Origin of the sequence: Chryseobacterium sp. SORGH_AS_0447 (genome assembly GCF_030818695.1) — a bacterium.
Classification (GTDB): domain Bacteria; phylum Bacteroidota; class Bacteroidia; order Flavobacteriales; family Weeksellaceae; genus Chryseobacterium.
Map to the genome: position 1 here is coordinate 4,308,891 of NZ_JAUTAR010000001.1, position 19,457 is coordinate 4,328,347.

Annotated in this window: 16 protein-coding genes and 1 riboswitch; of the genes, 2 read left to right on the forward strand and 14 right to left on the reverse strand. The window is 40.0% G+C overall.

The genetic code is table 11. The annotated features are described in order from the left end of the window. Positions 1–2: 2 nt before the first annotated feature. The 6 genes from QE422_RS19620 to QE422_RS20040 all read right to left on the reverse strand — a co-directional run bounded on the left by QE422_RS19620 (position 3) and on the right by QE422_RS20040 (position 6,879). Positions 3–1,094, reverse strand: coding sequence for a fatty acid desaturase (locus QE422_RS19620; protein WP_307462100.1), 1,092 nt, complete (start codon positions 1,092–1,094; stop codon positions 3–5). Between the two features lie 86 nt (positions 1,095–1,180). After that, entirely contained in the window at positions 1,181–2,191 is a 1,011-nt protein-coding gene (locus tag QE422_RS19625; RefSeq protein WP_307462102.1) for a homocysteine S-methyltransferase family protein, read from the reverse strand. Between the two features lie 103 nt (positions 2,192–2,294). After that, the gene (gene tnpA, locus QE422_RS19630; RefSeq protein WP_307462105.1) at positions 2,295–2,747 is read right to left on the reverse strand and encodes an IS200/IS605 family transposase; all 453 of its coding nucleotides are present in this window, start codon (positions 2,745–2,747) and stop codon (positions 2,295–2,297) included. A 345-nt stretch (positions 2,748–3,092) separates the two neighbouring features. Further along, positions 3,093–4,253, reverse strand: coding sequence for an O-succinylhomoserine sulfhydrylase (locus QE422_RS19635; protein ID WP_307462108.1), 1,161 nt, complete (start codon positions 4,251–4,253; stop codon positions 3,093–3,095). 142 nt (positions 4,254–4,395) lie between these two features. Then, positions 4,396–5,937: a homoserine dehydrogenase gene (locus QE422_RS20035; RefSeq protein ID WP_373463428.1), complete on the reverse strand. Its 1,542-nt coding sequence runs from the start codon at positions 5,935–5,937 to the stop codon at positions 4,396–4,398. A 3-nt stretch (positions 5,938–5,940) separates the two neighbouring features. Then, entirely contained in the window at positions 5,941–6,879 is a 939-nt protein-coding gene (locus QE422_RS20040; protein WP_373463429.1) for an alpha/beta fold hydrolase, read from the reverse strand. A 57-nt stretch (positions 6,880–6,936) separates the two neighbouring features. Further along, a riboswitch (SAM riboswitch) is annotated at positions 6,937–7,045 on the reverse strand. Positions 7,046–7,232: 187 nt separating this feature from the next. Between QE422_RS20040 and QE422_RS19645 the strand changes: the two genes are divergently transcribed. Further along, complete coding sequence (locus QE422_RS19645; RefSeq protein ID WP_307462111.1) at positions 7,233–9,845, forward strand: glucosidase; 2,613 nt, start codon at positions 7,233–7,235, stop codon at positions 9,843–9,845. Between the two features lie 231 nt (positions 9,846–10,076). Beyond that, on the forward strand, positions 10,077–11,765 hold the full coding sequence (locus tag QE422_RS19650) for a T9SS type A sorting domain-containing protein (RefSeq protein ID WP_307462114.1): 1,689 nt from the start codon (positions 10,077–10,079) through the stop codon (positions 11,763–11,765). A 77-nt stretch (positions 11,766–11,842) separates the two neighbouring features. Here the strand turns inward: QE422_RS19650 and QE422_RS19655 are convergent, their stop codons facing one another. The 8 genes from QE422_RS19655 to QE422_RS19690 all read right to left on the reverse strand — a co-directional run bounded on the left by QE422_RS19655 (position 11,843) and on the right by QE422_RS19690 (position 19,456). Next, positions 11,843–12,268, reverse strand: a complete 426-nt coding sequence (locus QE422_RS19655; RefSeq protein WP_307462117.1) for an OsmC family protein — start codon at positions 12,266–12,268, stop codon at positions 11,843–11,845. A 6-nt stretch (positions 12,269–12,274) separates the two neighbouring features. After that, positions 12,275–12,982, reverse strand: coding sequence for a phosphodiester glycosidase family protein (locus tag QE422_RS19660; protein WP_307462119.1), 708 nt, complete (start codon positions 12,980–12,982; stop codon positions 12,275–12,277). A gap of 32 nt (positions 12,983–13,014) precedes the next feature. Continuing rightward, a complete protein-coding gene (locus tag QE422_RS19665) occupies positions 13,015–14,337 on the reverse strand; it encodes a DUF58 domain-containing protein (RefSeq protein ID WP_307462122.1) in 1,323 nt (440 codons plus the stop codon). Positions 14,338–14,387: 50 nt separating this feature from the next. Continuing rightward, positions 14,388–15,419 carry a MoxR family ATPase gene (locus QE422_RS19670; protein WP_307462125.1) on the reverse strand — a complete coding sequence of 344 codons (1,032 nt, stop codon included), beginning with the start codon at positions 15,417–15,419 and terminating at the stop codon, positions 14,388–14,390. Between the two features lie 145 nt (positions 15,420–15,564). Continuing rightward, positions 15,565–16,722, reverse strand: coding sequence for a hypothetical protein (locus tag QE422_RS19675; RefSeq protein ID WP_307462128.1), 1,158 nt, complete (start codon positions 16,720–16,722; stop codon positions 15,565–15,567). A gap of 11 nt (positions 16,723–16,733) precedes the next feature. Then, on the reverse strand, positions 16,734–17,534 hold the full coding sequence (locus tag QE422_RS19680) for a DUF4129 domain-containing protein (RefSeq protein WP_307462131.1): 801 nt from the start codon (positions 17,532–17,534) through the stop codon (positions 16,734–16,736). Beyond that, a complete protein-coding gene (locus tag QE422_RS19685; protein ID WP_307462133.1) occupies positions 17,527–18,486 on the reverse strand; it encodes a DUF4013 domain-containing protein in 960 nt (319 codons plus the stop codon). Before QE422_RS19685 ends, QE422_RS19680 begins: the two co-directional genes overlap by 8 nt. Beyond that, complete coding sequence (locus tag QE422_RS19690) at positions 18,473–19,456, reverse strand: stage II sporulation protein M (protein ID WP_307462136.1); 984 nt, start codon at positions 19,454–19,456, stop codon at positions 18,473–18,475. Before QE422_RS19690 ends, QE422_RS19685 begins: the two co-directional genes overlap by 14 nt. Between the last annotated feature and the right edge of the window lies 1 nt (position 19,457).

Here is a 19,457-nt window from a genome sequence, read left to right on the forward strand (position 1 = left end):
TATTATTCTTCTAAAATATAGTATGCGTTATTCGCATTCTGCTTCAGCAAGTCCACATGCTTTCCTAAAGCAGTAAAAATCGGAAACCGCTTATAGCCGAGATCATGTTCCCTTGCAAATTCTTCGATTTCCTCGGTAATTTCATTATAATAAGCATAACTGTAATTTGGGAAAAGGTGATGGGCTACGTGAAAGTTGAAATTTCCCAGCACATTCCGTACAAACCAGTTGTTTTCTTTTAAATCATTGGTCACTTCCAGTTGATGGCGGATCCAGCTGAACGGCAATCCGTTCTTTTCATCAAGCTTCGGAAAAGCATTATCGGGAAGCGGATGCAGCGGCAACAGGACAAACAGGGCAAAAATACTTGCTGCAATCACCTGTAAAAACCATGCTCCCAAAGCCAGCCCGATTGAGACTTTGAAAAACAGGATGGGAACGGCAATCTGATAGAAAAAGTAAAATAGCTTATAAGCAACCATTTTAACTTTCTCTTTTATCGGAATTGCTCCCTGGGTTTTCAGGATTACTCTTTCCTTATCAAAAAAGTCCCGGAAATCCCTGATGAACATCCAGTTGAAAAGGTACAGCGGATAGACCAGAAAGAAAAACCGGTGCTGGTATTTCTGGATGCCTTTCGCTTTTATCCACGGCACGATCAGCAGCAGTCCGCTTTGTTCGATGTCCGTATCCCAGCCGTCTACATTAGGATACGCATGATGGCTGGCGATATGCCTTTTCTTCCAGATATAAGAGTTGGCTCCTACAAAATCAAAGATTTGCAGCACCACGCTGTTAAGTTTTTTATTTTTAAAAATATTATTATGTGCTGCTTCGTGAATTAAATTTAAATAAATCAAAACCAGTGAAATCCCCATCAGCACAAAGCTTGAGATGTATACCCACGGCCGGTCGGCATTAAACAGAGCAAATACATATAAACCGAAATAGACCAAAGGAAGAATGACTGCTTTGATCTGAATATAAATATCGCGGTTTTCTGGAATGGATTCTACTCTTCGGTTCACTTTTTTCCTTAGTTCATTAAACAGTTTGGCATCTTCCGAATCTTTTAAGTAAATAGGTTTTTCCATTATATTAAATTTTGCGTGATAACTTAAATATAACAGTAAAAATTGTTCCCTTCTATTCTTATTTCATCAAAAATTTCACATTAAATTCAAACAAATTCTTTCCGTTTTCTCGGCGGATATTGGGCTACCAAATCTGCGATGGCCTTGATGTGCTCCGGTGTTGTTCCACAGCAGCCTCCGATGATGTTGATCAGTCCTTTTTCAGCATATTCCTTAATCTGTCCGGCCATGTCTTCCGGCGTTTCATCATATTTCCCGAAAGCATTTGGCAGTCCTGCATTCGGATAGGCTGACACATGGAATTCCGAATTGTGCGCCAGTGTTTCCAGATAAGGCGTCAATTGATTGGCTCCCAACGCACAGTTGAACCCTACACTCAGCAAATTCAGATGGGAAACGGAGATCAGGAATGCTTCTGCCGTCTGCCCGCTCAGCGTTCTTCCCGAAGCATCGGTGATGGTTCCGGAAACCATGATCGGGATTTTGATCCCTCTTTCATCCTGAAGTTCATCAATCGCAAATAATGCGGCTTTGGCATTCAGCGTATCGAAGATGGTTTCCACCAGCAGAATATCGGAGCCGCCATCCAAAAGTGCTTCACACTGCTGTTTGTAAGCAATTCTCAGTTCCTCAAAGGTAATGGCTCTGTACCCGGGATCATTCACATCCGGACTTAAGCTTGCCGTCCTGTTGGTAGGGCCAATGGATCCGGCGACGAATCTCGGTTTATCAGGGTTTTTAGCGGTGTATTCATCACAGGCCTTTCTGGCGATTTTTGCCGATTCATAATTTAAATCATACACCAGATCTTCCATGTGGTAGTCAGCCATTGCAATCGTGGTTCCCGAAAAGGTATTGGTTTCGATAATATCCGCGCCTGCCTCCAGATATTTTTTGTGGACTTCTTCGATCGCATGGGGCTGGGTAAGGGACAACAAATCATTGTTTCCTTTTACCGGATGCTCCCAGTTTTTGAAACGTTCGCCACGGTAGTCTTCTTCTTCAAATTTGTACCGTTGCAGCATGGTGCCCATTGCTCCGTCGAGAATTAAAATTCTTTCGGATAGTGCTTTGTATAGTTGTTCTGAGTTTTTCATTTTTCTTTTTTTTGCCCTGAAGGGGCTTTATCATTAGCATTGGGTACAGCCCAATGTTTAAATTATTTACCTATCACTAAAAAGCCCTGAAAGGGCGGAGTCATTAATCCCAGACGTATTCCTCATTGTATTCCACATTATATTTTTTAAGAAACGCCCGATATTCGTCCTGAAAATTTTTTATTTTGTGATGTTCTTCCTGTTTCTTAATATAAGCCGTCACAATCTCAATTTCGGTAGGATTTACCGAAAATGCTCCATAGCCGCTTTGCCAATAAAAAGAAGAGAATTTTGCATCTTTGGTTTTCATCCATTGGGATGAAGAAGACTTTAATTCTTCCAATAATTTAATCAAAGTAATTTTCTTTGATAACAAACATAAAATATGAACATGATCTTTATAACCGCCAACCTGAATAGGATTACACTCTAAATTTTTACATACGCCGCCTAAGTAGTTGAACAGTTCCTCTTTAATATCATCAGAAATAAGAGGTTCTCTGTTTTTTGTACTGAATACGATATGGATATAAATTTTATTCAGAGATTTTGGCATGTTCTAATTTTTATTTTTTACCTGCGGCTCTACCACAGGCTGTTGATTTCACTCTTTCAGGGCTTTGCTGCTTCACATTTTTTTTATACCTACGGCTGCACCGCAGGCTGTTGATTTCGCCCTTTTAGGGCTTTGCTGCTTTACATTTTATTTTATACCTGCGGCTGCACCGCAAGCTGTTGATTTCGCCCTTTCAGGGCTTTGATGCTTTATATTTTATTTTTATACCGGCGGCTGCACCGCAGGCTGTTGATTTCGCCCTTTCAGGGCTTTGCTGCTTTTATTTTTATACCTACGGCTGTACCGCAGGCTGTTGATTTCGCCCTTTCAGGGCTTGCAATTGAATCAATCCAACGCCTGTTTCAGATCCGCAATAATATCATCCACATGTTCCAAACCGACTGAGCAGCGAACCAATCCTGCCGTGATTCCAACTTCGTTTCTTTCATCGTCGGTTAATTTGGAGTGGGTGGTGGATGCAGGATGCGTAACGATGGTTCTCGTATCTCCGAGATTGGCAGAAAGGGAACACATTTTAATTTTATTCAAAAAGTTTCTTCCCCCTTCGATACCGCCTTTGATTTCGAAGGCAACGATATTTCCACCCAGTCTCATCTGTTTTTTGGCAATTTCATAGCTGGGATGAGATTTCAGGAAGGGATATTTTACCAATTCCACATTCGGATGGCTTTCTAAAAATTCTGCTACTTTCAAGGCATTTTCACAATGTTTTTCAACACGAATAGCTAATGTTTCCAGACTTTTGGACAATACCCACGCATTGAAAGGCGACATCGCCGGTCCTGTATTTCTTGCGAACAGGTAAATTTCACGGATCAGATCTTCTCTGCCGACTGCTACGCCTCCTAAAACCCGACCCTGACCGTCGATTAATTTTGTTGCAGAATGCACTACGATATCAGCTCCATATTTAATGGGCTGTTGCAGATAAGGCGTCGCGAAACAATTATCCACAATGAAGATCAGATTGTGTTTCTTAGCAATTTGCCCGAAAAACTCCAGATCCAACACCTCAATCGCGGGATTGGTAGGCGTTTCCAGGTATAGGATTTTCGTGTTTGGCTGAATGTACTTTTCAACATTTTCGGCATCTTCCGCTTTGAAGTAGGTGGTTTCAATATTCCATTTCGGGAAATACTTGGTGAACAAGGTGTGCGTAGAACCGAAAACCGACTGGCAGCTTACGATATGATCGCCCGCGTTCAGGAGGGTGGCAAACGTTGAATAAATCGCAGCCATTCCTGTCGCAAAAGCATAACCTGCTTCAGCACCTTCCATTTTTGTTATTTTATCGGTGAATTCCGTTACGTTTGGATTAGAGAAACGGCTGTATAAATTTTTTGGCTTTTCCTCCGCAAAACTCGCCCGCATATCTTCCGCATCTTCAAATACGAAGCTTGACGTAAGAAAAAGCGGCGTCGAATGCTCATCAAACGGGGTTCTCTCCGTTTGGGTTCTTATGGCAAGGGTTTCAAAATTTTCCATACTCTATTTATTTTACCAATGGAACAGTGTATCAATGGAACAATTCAATATCATGACTGATTCGGCATGCCAATTAAATCAGCGGTAAATTGCTACATTTTTAAATTGCTACACTATTGCATTGCTCTATTGTTACATTATTTTATTTCGTTTCACTGACTCTTAAAATGTCTCCGAATACCCCTCTTGCGGTTACTTTCGCTCCGGCTCCGGCTCCCATGATCACGATCGGGTTTTCGCCGTAACTTTCAGTATAGATTTCGAAGATGGAATCAGATCCTTTTAATTGGCCTAAAGCCGAGCCAGCAGGAACAGAAATCAGATTTACATCCAGTTCCCCTTTATCTTTCTGAAGGTCTCCGTGAAGATCTCCTACATATCTCAGAACATGGCCCGGTGCCTGGTTTTCTTTGATTTTCTGATACTCTTCATCCAGTTCCTCCAATCTGGAAAGGAATTCTGATTTTGAGATATCCAGCAGGCTTTCAGGAACAAGATTCTGGATTTTGATGTCATTGAATTCATTGATCAGGTCGAGTTCTCGTGCCAGGATGAGCAGCTTTCGGGCAACATCGTTTCCGGACAGATCTTCTCTGGGATCAGGTTCGGTATATCCTTTCTCCAATGCCTCAGTGATGATGGTGGAAAACTTTTCGTCTCTCAAAGAAAAATTATTAAAGACGTAGCTTAATGTTCCGGAGAACACCCCTTTGATTCTTGTGATATTTTCTCCTGAAAGATGAAGAAGCTTGATGGTATCAATTAAAGGCAAACCGGCTCCCACATTGGTTTCATAGAGGTAACGTCTGTTATTCTTATTTAATGTATATCTCAGTTTACGGTATTCCTCAATCGGAAGGGTGTTGAAGATTTTGTTCGATGACACCAGATCAAACCCGTTTTCGGCCAATGCATGATAATTGTGCACAAAATCTTTACTCGCTGTATTATCTACAACAATTAAGTTTTCCAGCTGATTTTCTTTTGAGAACCGGATGAGCTCCTGAACGTTCGACGGATTTTTCGCCGTCTCTACCTCATCTGTCCAGTTTGCACTGAAGCCTTTTTTGTTAAAAGCTATTTTTTTGGAATTGGCAACGGCTACCACTTTAAGATCAATCTTTTTACGCCTTCTGATTTCTTCTGAAGATTCCAGGACCTGCTCTATTAAAGTTTTTCCGACATTTCCATGACCGATGATGGCCAAATGCACGGTTTTCGGTTTTTTGGAAATTTCAGATTCGATAATGTTTTTTGCTTTTTCATCCTGAGAGGAGGTTACAACAATGTTTACCCTTTTTTCCGCTGCAATCTGGTTAAGGAGCAATGGAAAGACATTGTTCCGTGCCAACTCTGCCAATACTTTGTTGAAATCTTCAGCCACAAAGCCAATAACCGATACATTATTTATGCTGTAGATCTGGGATACTTTCCCTGATTTTCTTTCTGCCTCAAATTCGTCAATCAGGCAATTCACCGCTTTTTCAGAATCGCTTTCCTGTACGAGGATGGAAATTCCGTTTTCGATAGCCTGCTGGGAAATGACTCCCACACTGATTCTCGCTAAGGTCAGCGCCTTAAAAATCCGTCCGTCGATTCCGATTTCGCCTAAGAAATCTTCTCCTTCAAATTTGATGATGGACCTGTTTTTCAAAAATTTTATTTCGTTTGCATTATTCTTCATCGTCTACAAAATATTTTTAATGATCGTATTTAATTGTTCGTATTCCATTAAGAAGGCATCGTGCCCATGTATTGACTGTATTTCATGATAGGAAACCTGATCCTTATGCTCTTTTAACTTGTGATAGCACATTCGAATTTCAGAGGACGGAAAAAAAAGGTCCGTGTTTACTGAAACCAGATGAATCCGGGCTTTAATGTCTTTCAAACGGGATTCCTCGGCATTAATATTCATCAGCAAATGATTCATTAATTTATAAGATTTCAAACTAAATCTTTCGTTTAAGGCATTTCCGTGATAAACCAGCCAGTCCTCAGATTCAAGTCTCTGCTTTTCCTGACTGTATTTATTTCTGAACCTTTCATTTAACGATTCCGATGTACGGTAACACAGCATCGCATGGATCCGGGCTTTTTGCAGGGGCTGGTCTTCCTGATTCAGTAAAAATTTCTGAACGAGACACTGTGCATGAAGCCAGTCGTGGGTTTTGAAATCACAGGCAATGGGAATAAAGATCTCAGCAAGTCCTGGATTTTTAACGAGCATTTCCCAGCCGATTCCTCCTCCCAGCGAGCCTCCGATAATAGCATATAATTTTTTGATCTGTAAAATTTCGATCCCTTTCAAGAAGATGTTGGCAATATCTGAAGGGGTAAAATCTTCATATTCATCAATAAAAAAATCATCGTAGCCGTTTCCGGGAATATTGAAACACAGAACCGTATACTGATCCGTACCGATCACCTGATGATTTCCGATCAGCTTTTTCCACCACCCTCTTTCTCCGGAAACTTCCGAATTTCCGGTGAGTGCATGATTAACCAAAATAACAGGTGCAGAAAACAGTTCTTTTCCGAAAAGCTGATAGCTTAACGGAATATCGTATTCCCTGCCGGAATTTGTGCGATACGAAAAGGTAATATGTTTAAGTTCTGTTTTCAATTCTATTATTTTAATACAATTGAAAATGCCACAGGAAATGGCTGAAAGAACTTCAGTAAGTTATCTGTCCAAAAATAATTCTGGTAGAACGTAGCACCTTCATTGCTTGCGCAAAGGGTTGCTAAGGTTTCACAGGGTCTAATCCCTCAACCTTTCTTGATAACATTTTCAATATTTGAATGAACGAATGGTGCAAAGATAGAACTTTTCTTTTAAATATTTATAAAAATTTTATTTAACATTGCAACACCCGTCAACAGAAGGCTTCCGGAGAAATATTAAAGATAATTTAAATGATAAGGGTTGGAATTTTTTTCAAAAAAAACTACCTTCGTAAGGAAACCGTTGAAAATATGATTGCAGAAAAACAAAGATTACAGGACAGCAACTGGAAAAACTGGGGACCTTATGTAAGCAACCGGCAGTGGGGAAATGTACGTGAAGATTACAGTCCCAACGGCGATGCATGGAATTTCGCCAATCATAACAATGCAGAAAGCTATGCGTACCGGTGGGGAGAAGAAGGAATTGCCGGAATCTCCGACGCCAAGCAGATTTTCTGTTTTGCCCTTTCATTCTGGAACAAGAAAGACAAAATTGTAAAAGAACGGTTCTTCGGACTCAGCAATCCTCAGGGAAATCATGGAGAAGATATTAAGGAAATATTTTATTACCTGGATAATACACCTACCCATAGTTATATGAAGATGGTGTATAAATATCCCATCAATGAGTTCCCGTATGATGAGATCCGTTCCGAAAATGCCAGACGGAGCAAAAAGCAGCCTGAGTATGAAATCTTCGATACTGGAATTTTCGATAAAGATGAATATTTCGATATTTTTATTGAATATGCCAAGGCAGACCATAATGATTTTTTAGTCCGGGTTACGGTATGCAACCGAAGCCAGATCGATGCCCCGATTGTTGTGGTACCAACGGTTTGGTTCAGAAATAACTGGAAATGGGGTTACAATACATATAAAGGCCAGACGAATGCTTCGCATGAAGGCTGCATCAATATCGATCATGACAGTATCGGAATTAAAAAGTTTTATTCGAGGGACATGAATGCAGAAAGTGTTTTCTGTGAAAATGAAACGAATAATCCGAAACTTTACGGAGCGCCTTATCCGGGAAACACCTATTTTAAGGATGGAATCAACGACTATATTATTTACGGAAGCAATACCGTAAATCCTGAAAAAAGAGGCACAAAAGCTTCTTTCCTGATTGATGAAATCGTTGGTGCAGGGCAGTCGGAAACTTTTGATTTCAGATTGTCGCCATATGATCTGGATGAACCTTTTGAGGATTTTGATGAGATTTTCAATATTCGGATTACAGAAGCTCAGGAATTTTATGATGAAATCCAGAGTGATGTGACGGACAGTGATGAAAGAAATGTACAGCGACAAGCGTTTGCCGGACTTCTCTGGAACAAGCAGTTCTACCATTACAATGTAGGAAAATGGCTGAAAGGCGATCCTAATTTTGTAGCTCCAAGGGATTTTAATCATTATGTAAGAAATACGGAATGGAACCACCTTCACAATAAAGACATTATTTCAATGCCCGATAAATGGGAATATCCGTGGTATGCAACCTGGGACCTTGCTTTCCATTGTGTACCGTTAGCCCTCATTGATGCGGAATTTGCCAAAGGACAGCTTCTTTTATTAACAAAGGAATGGTATATGCACCCGAACGGGCAGCTTCCCGCTTACGAATGGAACCTGAGCGATGTAAATCCGCCGGTACATGCCTGGTCCTGCTTCAGGGTTTTTAAAATTGATGAAAAACAGAACGGGAAGGCTGATCTTTTATTTTTGGAAAAAGTTTTCCAGAAATTACTTCTGAATTTTACCTGGTGGGTTAACCGGAAAGATAAAAACGGCAAAAATATTTTCGGCGGAGGTTTCCTCGGACTCGATAACATCGGGGCTTTTGACCGGAATATGGTCTTAAAAGACGGTCAGCATCTCGAACAGGCCGATGGTACCAGCTGGATGGCAATGTACGCACTGAATATGATGCGGATCGCCATGGAACTTGCCCAATATTATCAGGTCTATGAAGATATGGCCATTAAATTTTTTGAGCATTACCTCTATATTGCCGAGGCTATGGAAAACCTGGGTGACGGAACGAAAGGACTCTGGAATGAAGAGGACGGATTTTTCTATGATGTCCTACAGCTTGGCAACGGCGACAGTGCTTCGCTAAGACTGAGAAGTATCGTTGGATTGATTCCGATGTTTGCGGTGGAAATCATTGATCATCATCTGCTTGATAAAATGCCGAATTTTGTAGAAAGAATGGAGTGGGTACTGAAAAACAAGCCGGAACTTACCAAGCTGGTATCGCACTGGGAAGAGGAAGGCCACGGGAGAAAACATCTAATGAGTATTCTCCGCAAAACTAGGCTGACCAAAGTTCTATCCCGGATGCTGGATGAAAAGGAATTCCTAAGCCGATACGGAATCCGTGCCATGTCGAAAGTCTATGAAGAAAACCCATTTAAGTTTTCTGTACACGGAACTGAAAATGTGGTCTACTACACGCCTGCGGAAAGTGACAGCCGCATGTTCGGCGGAAACAGCAACTGGAGAGGACCGATCTGGTTCCCTATTAATTTCCTGATTGTAGAAAGCTTGCAGCGATTCCATTTTTATTACGGAAACAGCTTAAAGGTGGAACTGCCTACCGGAAGCCATGAAATGAAAAATCTGGATGAGGTAGCCCAGGATATCAGCAACCGGCTGTGTTCTATTTTCCTGAAGGATGAGGTAGGACAAAGACCCTTTAATGGAGGAAATCCTAAGTTCAATTATGATGAGAACTTTAGAGATTATATTACTTTTTTTGAGTATTTCCACGGGGACAACGGCCGGGGCGTCGGTGCCTCCCATCAGACAGGTTGGACGGCTACTGTCGCCAAGCTTCTGAAACCAAGACAAAATTGAACATAAGACCTTATTTATATGAAAGCCTTCTATTTCCGGAAGGCTTTTTTATTGTGGTATATGTTATTACCGTGGATGAATACATAGGGATTTAATAGTTAATATCTATTAAAAATAGCATTTTCAATACATTTTATCTTATTTATAAAAAAAATTAATATCAAAACCTTCTATAAGATGAATTTTTGATATCAAATCCCTATATTAGCAACGAAAAAATAAAAATCATTTATGAAAGGAAAACTACTCTCTTTTACCGGGCTTATTCTAGCCGGTATGTTTACGAATCAATTGCATGCACAGAACTATCAGCCTTTAGCTGTTCAAAGCGGTTTTAATGCGGATGTAATTGCGAATGGAGTCGGACCATCCGCTTCCTCTACCAATAATGATGTAGATGGTGCAAGTTATGCATTTGTTTCCCGAGATTTTAAGTTAACAGCAAGCAGTACGGCACTTACTTATGGGCTTCCGGTAAATGGAATTATCAACTCTGCCGTAGCCTCAACCTCCGGACTTACTTATCAATTGGGATCTTACAGTGCCAATAATTCTTTAAGACTTCAAAATGCAGGTGACACCGGAACTTTACAATTTTCGAATCCTCTATCCGCAACTGTAGTCTATATGCTGGCAACAGGCGGAAGCGGCCCCTGTACGGTAGACGCCACTGTTAATTTTACAGATAATACTTCACAAACATTTACTGGTGTCGCTATTTCTGACTGGTACGGCGGAAGCAATTATGCCATCCAAGGGATCGGGAGAATAAAGAAGACCAATGATAATCTTGAGTCGGGTTCCGGAACCGATCCCAGACTGTATCAGCTTCCTTTAGCAATTGACGCAGCCAACCAGTCCAAAACTGTAAAAAGTGTAACCGTTGCCAAAACAGGAACAGGAGGAATCCCTAATATCTTTGGTTTTGCAGTAAATGTTTACAATTCCTGTGCAATGCCGACTAGTGTAACTGCTACGACTACTATGAATGGCGCCTCTGTATCCTGGACTGCACCAGCCAGTGCCCCTTCTGCAGGATATCAATATTATCTTAGTACTTCTTCTACAGCTCCTACGGCAACAACCACTCCTACAGCAAGTGTAGCATCAGGAACTTCTGTCACGCTGAATAGTTTAACTACTGGACAGACTTATTACTTCTGGGTAAGATCAAACTGCGGAGGTTCTTCACAAAGCTACTGGACCATGACCCAGTTCACGCCGGGACAATTAACAGCAACTTATACTACAGGTGATATCAGTAGTGATTATGCGAGTTCAGAGCCAAGCGCAACAACAAGCATCGCTTGTTCAGGAACTGTATCCGTAAGTATTCCTGCAGGTTATAAAATAGCATCTACAAAGGTTAAGTACCAAATGACTTCCACCAACCTTGCTTACATGGAAGAGCAGAGAAGTATATTGGTCTGTACAACAAATAATACCCCTGAATCATCTACGTCTTCCGGGACAGGATCTCAGCAAGGTACCTACACATATGAAAGATCCGGATTAAACATTGCCAATAACCTTACCGGTACTGTAAATTTTCAATTAAGAGCGTGGAGAATGTGGGGTAATGAAAGTGCGGGTTGTGATGCATCTTATACAAAAGTAGACAACGGAACCTATACAGTAACCGTTACCTTACAGCCGGCTTCAGCTTTGGCAACCAATGAAGTAAGCACGAAAGGAAGTGAAAGAATCGCTTATCCGAATCCATTCGCGGATACCCTTTATCTTGAGAAAGCGGAAAATGTGAAAAAAGCGGTATTGACAGATCCTTCGGGAGTTGTGGTTACCACTGTTGAAAACCCTTCTTCTGCATTATTCTTGGGCGGAATAAAATCAGGAATGTATATTCTTACCCTAACCATGAAAGATGGTTCTGTGAAGAGTATGAAAACGATTAAAAAATAAATAGTTTACACATTCATACTAAAAAACCCCGGTCGGAATATATTCTGACCGGGGTTTTGTTTTATTTAATTTAAAATTTATGCTTCTGCAATTTCTCCGTTGACGAAAACTTCGTATCCGATTTCTACATTCGGTTCCAGTGTTTTGGAAACCGAGCAGTATTTTTCAAAGGAAAGCTGAGCCGCTTTGTAGGCTTTCTTAGGATCGATATTCCCTTCCAGAAGAAATTTTACTTTGATGGATTTAAAAGGTTTTGCATCATCAACGGGAATTCTTTCCCCCTCCACTTCAGCCTGGAAACCGGTAATTTCCTGCCGCTGCTTTTTAAGAATAGCAACCACATCGATTCCGCTGCATCCGGCCACGGCCATCAGGACACTTTCCATCGGGGAAACTCCTTTTGCACCGGGCTGTGTCGTATTATCGAGAAGAATTGAATTTCCCTGGGAGTTGGTACATTCAAATAAAAAATCGTCGTTGATTCTGTTAAGTGATATTTTCATTTTGATTTATTTTTTTGATTTTGTTACCCCGATTATGACTCCAAAATTTCCGTCTTTCTGTATCCACTTTTTCTCGGGGCAATAGGTTCTTGAAACAAAACCGTCAAGATACAAAGCTGTTTTGCACCCAAACTCTTTGAATACAGAAGCAAAATTATAAAAATTTACTTCTTTTTTAGACATGATGAAAACGATATTTCCATCTTTCAAAATCCCTACTCCGTTTCTAATGTTCGTATTTTTGGATTTTTCCTGAAAAATAGGATTGATTTTCCCATCAACCAGCAAAACTGGGCCTGATTGGGTAGCTTGTTTTATATTGGAATACAATCTGAAATCTTTTGTCTGAATTATTCCGGCATCATTATTTTTTGTAAGATAAAATACACCGTTAGGATGAAGATAAAAATTACCTTTGCCTGATGATAAGGTATCGATAGGATTCAGGATTTTAAAATTTTCAATGTACAGCCCTTTTGGAGAATTGTCTATGTTAAACATTCCACCATTCATCGCAAACTTTAATTCTTTTTTATCCCGCTCAATTTTACTCTTTAGATTATTGATGTTTTTGAGAATTGTCACATCATCGTCTTTCCAGTAAAAAGAAACAGGTTCAGTTTTAGGATTTACTTTAAATATTACAAAATCATCCTCATGTCCAACTTTTCTACCACAGGATAAAACAGCAGTACCAAAAGATACCGTGATCAAAACAATTCTCAGGAGCTTTATAAAATGGATCACTATAAAATCCCTCTCGCCTTAATTTCGAGATATTTATTGATGACATCGATGTTCAAATTTTCAGGCAGTGTATAAACGGTATAAATCCCATATTTGCGGAGCTCCTGGATGATCAGCTTTTTTTCGAACTCAAATTTTTCTGCGATAATTTCATCATAAATCTCCTGCATGCTTTCTGGATTTTTGTGAATTAAGGTCTGCAATTCAGAATTTTTAAAGAAAACTACGACCAGCAAATGGTTCTTGGCAATTCCGCGCAGATATTTCAGCTGGCGGTTGAGACCGTCAAGGGTTTCAAAATTGGTGAATAACAACACCAGGCTCCTTTGGTTCAGAGAATATTTTACATCCTGATATAACCTATTGAAATCGCTTTCAAAAAAATCTGTTTTGATGTTGTAGAGTGCTTCCGAAATTTTCCTCAGCTGTCCCGATTTATTTTCCGCAGCGACTTTATTTTCCGTTTTTTTAGAAAAAGTCATCATCCCGGCACGGTCTCCTTTTTTTAGGATAATATGGGATAATGCCATCGTCGCATTGATCGAATAATCCAGCAGGCTCAATCCGTTGAAGGGCATCTTCATCGTTCGGCCTTTATCGATCAGCATGAAAATACGCTGGGACTTTTCGTCCTGAAACTGGTTGACCATCAGACGATTTGTTTTGGACGTTGCTTTCCAGTTGATCGTCCGGATATCATCACCCGGCACATAGTCTTTAATTTGCTCAAATTCCATAGTGTGGCCCAGTTTCCTGATCCTTTTAATTCCGTCTAACAGAAATTCGCTCTGCAATGCCATCAGCTCATATTTCCTCAAATGGATAAATGACGGATAGGCCGGCAGGTTTGCATCTTTCTGAAAGCTGAACCTTTTTGAAACGAAGCCTAAAGGTGACGAAACATAAATATGCAAGCTTCCGAAATTGTATTCCCCTCTTTCTTTGGGTTCGAGAATATACTGGAAGAAAGTATTTTTACCCGGTTCGATCCGTTTCTTAATCAAAAAATCCCTCTTCTGAAACTGGAACGGAATTTCATCAATCACATTGGCATGGATAGGAAAGCTATAATTATTTTTAATATCGATTTTTACCGGATTTTCATCGCCATTCGATAATTTTTCAGGCAGAATTCTCTGGGCCGAAATCCCCTTTTTCTGATTGAATATAAGAAGCCAGTCTACCATTGCCGCCAGAAAGCACAACAGCAGAAGAATATGAGCAGCCACCATAACGACCGGAAAGAAAAATGCAAAAACATACAGTATCCCCACTGCAATGAGTGCGAAGAAAAAGCGTGTATTGATATATAAGTTCTTCATAAACTATATGCTTAATTTAAGTTGCCGGCCAAAGACCTGCAACCGTTTTTTTACCTTGGAATTTCTATTCCTTCCAAAATCTGCCGGATGATTTCATCAGCCGTCAGACCTTCCATTTCTCTCTCAGGCGAGACGATCACTCTATGCCTCAATACGGCATAACTTGCTTCTTTGATGTCTTCCGGTGTTACAAAGTCTCTTCCTCTTAAGGCGGCGAATGCTTTAGAGGCCGTTAATAAAGCGAGACTTGCCCTTGGAGAAGCTCCCAGATACAGGAACTGGTTTTCCCTTGTATTGATAATGATCTTCGCAATATACTCCATCAGCTGGGCTTCCACAATGATTTCTTTTACCAGCTGCTGGTAAGTCTTTAACTGCTGAGCGGTGATTACCTTGTTCACCACTTCGGTCTTATCTTCCTGTTTACTTTCATGCTGATTCCGGATGATCGCAATTTCCTGCTCAAGATTCGGATAACCAACATTGATCTTGAATAAAAAACGGTCGAGCTGTGCTTCAGGAAGCCGGTAGGTCCCTTCATGCTCGATCGGGTTTTGGGTGGCGACTACCAGGAATGGTTCTTCCATTGTATAGCGCATTCCGTCCATCGTGATCTGCCTCTCTTCCATTACTTCAAACAAAGCGGCCTGGGTTTTGGCCGGTGAACGGTTGATCTCATCAATCAGAATGAAATTTGAGAAAATCGGGCCTTTTTTAAATTCAAACTCGGAATTTTTGACACTGAAAACGGAGGTTCCTAAAATATCGGAAGGCATAAGATCCGGCGTAAACTGAATCCTGCTGAATCCTACATCAATTGTTTTGGCCAAAAGCTTTGCCGTAATGGTTTTGGCAACTCCCGGAACCCCTTCGATCAGGACGTGTCCATTAGACAGAAGCGCGGCTAAAAGATGCTCAATCATGCTTTCCTGACCGACAATAACTTTGGCGATTTCGGATTTTACTTTTTCAAGGCTCACGCGAAGCTCAAGCATATCAATCCGCGAATGAAACGGCTCTTCTTTTTTATCCAGATTAATGAAGCTTTGAGGCTCTGTATTCGGGTTATCTAAGTTTTCCATATGTATCATTTTTTAAATGCAATTTTCAATATAGCAATTTACCAATGTATCAATGTACCTAGTTTAACAATCATCTTAAACTATTATACTTTATATTGTTACATTATTAAACTGTTACATTGCTACATTATCATGTTGTTATGTTTTAAATTATTTCATCAAGTAATTTATTCATTCTGGCAAGATCTTCTTTCATGACCTGCGCGTAGGGATCCTGTGCTTTTTTAATCAGGATAATGGCTTCATCAATCGTTTCCAAAGGCTTCCCGGTTTTCAGGTGCAGTTTTTTAGCAAATTCCTCTTCGAGATTCTGCGTATCAATCAGGAGATCCATTCTCACTTTATTCAGGAAATACTGGGCTTTCTTAGCCATCATATCGTGAAAATCGCCTTCCTGTAAATACAGATTCCCAATGCTTTTTACAAAATCTACCGAAGTATTTTTCAATGGCTCGATAATCGGAACAATGCGCTGTTTTCTTTTCGCATTAAAGAAAATAAACAGGAGCAATCCGCCCAAAAGAACCCACCATGCATATTTCAATGCAGGATTTGATAAAATGAACCTCAGAAAAAACCTTGACTCTGTTGAATTGCTTTCGTCAAACCATACTGTTTCCCTGTTGTCCAGATAGGAAAAAACATCCTGCGCATATTTTACATTTCCTTTCTTCAAAAGATAATAGTTGGTGATGAAAAGGGGTTCACAGTGAACATAAAAGTGGCCTCTTCCGTAATTTACCTTAATAAAATTAGCCTGATCGGTATTGTTTTTTTCAACGGTTTTTCCAAGCACTTCCGTTCCCGGCCGAATGAAGGTGAATCCCCGTCCGGATGGAAACTTATCCAGTTTTATAAAATCATTCCGGTATTTTTTGTCGGTAAGCTTCAATACATTCTCCTCCTCGAAAGAGATTTTAGAATCGTAATACCCGATGCTGTCGGAAACCTCTTTCGGAATATCACTGACAATCAACATAGCGTCCGAACCATTGGAAACCTGTTCAAAAACCTGGTTCCAGGATTCCCCGTCTACTTCATGCTCGATAATGAGAATATTGTGCGGCTTTTTCGTTTTGTTCTGGTTATAATAATCGTAAGGCGTCTGGTCGCTCTTTGTTATTTTATTTTTGAAAAGATCCCTGGCTTCATTGTTAAAAACAAAGAGTCCGAACGGTGATTTCTGGTAGGTTTTGAAATTTTTCCGCCAGTCTGTGCTTTCCGTTTTATTGACCTCAAACAATGCCAGAATAATCACCACTACGATGAAGATTACAGCATATATTTTAAAAGTTTTGTTCATGATCAGGATAATTACGGTTTAAATGACTGGTACTGGTCCTTGAATTTCATATAGCTCGCTTCATCGATGGTAAATTCTCCGTACCATACATAATCGAAAATATAGGAAAGATCGTAGAACTGGTTTTTCAGATGGGGAACTTTCAGTTCTGCCAGATAATCTTTATTTGTTTTTTCAGGGTTCCAGGTGATTAATTTTTTATCACTCAGTTTTTTCAGGATAAATAAGAACTGATACCGTACCGCCGAACGGAAATCACCAGATTTCTCAAACTTCAGGATGCTCTCCGGAAAATTGATCTCGTGAATGTTTTCATGCAGCTCTTCCTCTCTGATGTCTACTTTCCTGTTTTTCTTGCCAAACAGTGAAAATCCACCGTTTGCAATTAAATATTTAACAATAAAATACAATAGGAAACCGACAAGCAGAATGGCAAAAAACCGGATTAAAACACCAGCTACGTTTCCTGTTTTCGTAAAAATGGTTTTTCCGAAAATACTATCCAGCAGCCGGCCGATTTTATCCATTAGTTTTTCCCAGAAAGACATCCGGGGCTTTACTGTCGTATAATCGAAATCTTTCCCGTTATAACGGGATGGCACATTAGGTTTAAAATTTTTAGGATATACTGTATTTTCACTGACCGGATTTTTCTGCAGAACAGAATCCGCACGGTACATATTTCGGTAATGTCCGGTATCGATAGAATCAACATATACTTCTGCTGACGTCGGAGGCGGGCCACTTTCCGTCTGAGCAGAGGTATGCCCAACGGTGAAAAAAATCAGTAATAAAAAAGTCAGCTTATTCATTATTCCCGATGGTTTCTATTTCTGCCAGTTCCACTTTCTGGTGCAGATCAGTACGGCTATCATAATACATCAGTCCTGAATTTATGTATAAAACATTCATCAGCAAAGTAGAAACAAGTGACGAGATGCCATAAATAACAAAGAATACCATCCCGAAATTTCCAGCCATAGGATTCTGCTCAAAATTTCCGTCAGGAGCAGTTGTACTTAGCTTTACGATATAAATAATCATTGGTACAGCCGTAAAAATACTGCTTACAACATAAAACAGGAGCCCCATGATAAGGGTAGAACCCCAGTATTTCCAGTAGGGTGAACTTTCGCGTCCATTTGGGTATGAAAACTGTGAACGGATGGCATAGCTTAAGCTTTCGAAAAAGCCTCTCTTTCCGTTAAAATAATCATAGCATAGAAAAGTGACCGTATTAAACAGATTGGGCAGCAAAAAAAGCATTAAGGCAATACCAATAATTAGGAAAACAAGGATATAGGTAATCCCGAAAAGCACAGTTGCACCTGGCATTACCAATAAGGTTAAACCTGCATAAAGTATAAAGACTTTTCTGATATTGCTTTTAAAATCAGTTAAAATGTCATCTGTTTTTATAACAGTTTTCCCTTCTGCGATTCTTTTCATGTAAAAAACGGGAAAAAGAAGATTGATCGTCATTAACGCCGTTGAAAGAATAAACAGAAAAATTCCCAACCCCACAAACATTCCCAAGTTATCGGTTAAATACTGTTCCAGATAATAGCTCTGCCCGCTGATATTCGAGCCGACAAGTGCCCCGAAAAATTCTCTGAAACCTAAGACGATCACAATAACCATCAGGATCAGGAGCAATCCGTTCAGGAGAATAAAGTTTTTAAAATAATTTTTTCCGTATTGTTTAAAGAAAGCAAAACTGTCACTGATAAAAGTTCCGAAATCTCTTTTTTTATAAAGCTGCATGATGAATCTGGTTATTAGTTTTTTTATTGACGATAGCAGGATATACGAAATAATAAAATCCGATGATCACCAGTGAGCCGAAAATAATAATTAAATTCAGAAACAGGGGCATGGTAAGCGCGTGACGGGTTACATATCCTTCGATGATGCCTGCACAGATGGTAAAAGGAACCGTACTTAAAAATATTTTAAATGAATCCCTAAATCCGTTTTTAAAAGAATTGAACCTTGAATACGTTCTCGGGAATAAAATTGAAGTGCCTAAAATCAGCCCGCACATCGCCTCTACCACCATCGAAAAAATTTCGAAGACCCCATGAAGCCAGATTCCCCTTGCACTGTCTTTCAAAGCTCCGTAATCATAAAAAAAGTATTGAAATGAGCCGAGCATTACGCTATTGGACAGCAATGCGTATAATGTTCCTACTCCTCCGATGATTCCGTAAATATAAAGCTTTGCACCGACGCCGATATTGTTGAAAATAATCCCGATCGTACTTCCCCAAGTTGAGCCGCTCTGATATACCCCAACGGCATTTCCGCTCTTGATATTTTCGATGGTCTGATTGACATAGTCTTCCCCTAAAATGATTTTAGCGAAATCTTTATCGTAAACGGCCGAGAGTATGCCGATCAAGGTAAATAAGGTAAAAAACAGAAAAGCATATCCCAGATACCTCCTGTACTGAAAAACCAACAAAGGGACTTCCGTTTTAAAAAAATAAACCAGCCTGTTTTCCTCTACTCTTTTGGTTTTGTAAATTTTCTGGAAAATCTGAGCCGAAAGATGGTTCAGATAAACGGTGGTATTGCTTTTGGGATAATAGGTCTGCGCAAAAGAAAGGTCATTCACCAGGTTGATGTACAGCGAAGAGAGGTCATCGGGATTTTTTTTAATTTTCCCCTGGATAACCTGTTCGATTCCCAACCATTTTTCTTTATTTTGTTTAATGAAATAAACTTCTCTCATA

What these genes read in the sequence shown, in the direction of transcription:
- QE422_RS19620 (WP_307462100.1), bottom strand. Translation starts at nt 1,094, where the DNA reads ATGGAAAAACCTATTTACTTAAAAGATTCGGAAGATGCCAAACTGTTT.
- QE422_RS19625 (WP_307462102.1), bottom strand. Translation starts at nt 2,191, where the DNA reads ATGAAAAACTCAGAACAACTATACAAAGCACTATCCGAAAGAATTTTA.
- tnpA (WP_307462105.1), bottom strand. Translation starts at nt 2,747, where the DNA reads ATGCCAAAATCTCTGAATAAAATTTATATCCATATCGTATTCAGTACA.
- QE422_RS19635 (WP_307462108.1), bottom strand. Translation starts at nt 4,253, where the DNA reads ATGGAAAATTTTGAAACCCTTGCCATAAGAACCCAAACGGAGAGAACC.
- QE422_RS20035 (WP_373463428.1), bottom strand. Translation starts at nt 5,937, where the DNA reads ATGAAGAATAATGCAAACGAAATAAAATTTTTGAAAAACAGGTCCATC.
- QE422_RS19645 (WP_307462111.1), top strand. Translation starts at nt 7,233, where the DNA reads ATGATTGCAGAAAAACAAAGATTACAGGACAGCAACTGGAAAAACTGG.
- QE422_RS19650 (WP_307462114.1), top strand. Translation starts at nt 10,077, where the DNA reads ATGAAAGGAAAACTACTCTCTTTTACCGGGCTTATTCTAGCCGGTATG.
- QE422_RS19655 (WP_307462117.1), bottom strand. Translation starts at nt 12,268, where the DNA reads ATGAAAATATCACTTAACAGAATCAACGACGATTTTTTATTTGAATGT.
- QE422_RS19665 (WP_307462122.1), bottom strand. Translation starts at nt 14,337, where the DNA reads ATGAAGAACTTATATATCAATACACGCTTTTTCTTCGCACTCATTGCA.
- QE422_RS19670 (WP_307462125.1), bottom strand. Translation starts at nt 15,419, where the DNA reads ATGGAAAACTTAGATAACCCGAATACAGAGCCTCAAAGCTTCATTAAT.
- QE422_RS19675 (WP_307462128.1), bottom strand. Translation starts at nt 16,722, where the DNA reads ATGAACAAAACTTTTAAAATATATGCTGTAATCTTCATCGTAGTGGTG.
- QE422_RS19680 (WP_307462131.1), bottom strand. Translation starts at nt 17,534, where the DNA reads ATGAATAAGCTGACTTTTTTATTACTGATTTTTTTCACCGTTGGGCAT.
- QE422_RS19685 (WP_307462133.1), bottom strand. Translation starts at nt 18,486, where the DNA reads ATGCAGCTTTATAAAAAAAGAGATTTCGGAACTTTTATCAGTGACAGT.
- QE422_RS19690 (WP_307462136.1), bottom strand. Translation starts at nt 19,456, where the DNA reads ATGAGAGAAGTTTATTTCATTAAACAAAATAAAGAAAAATGGTTGGGA.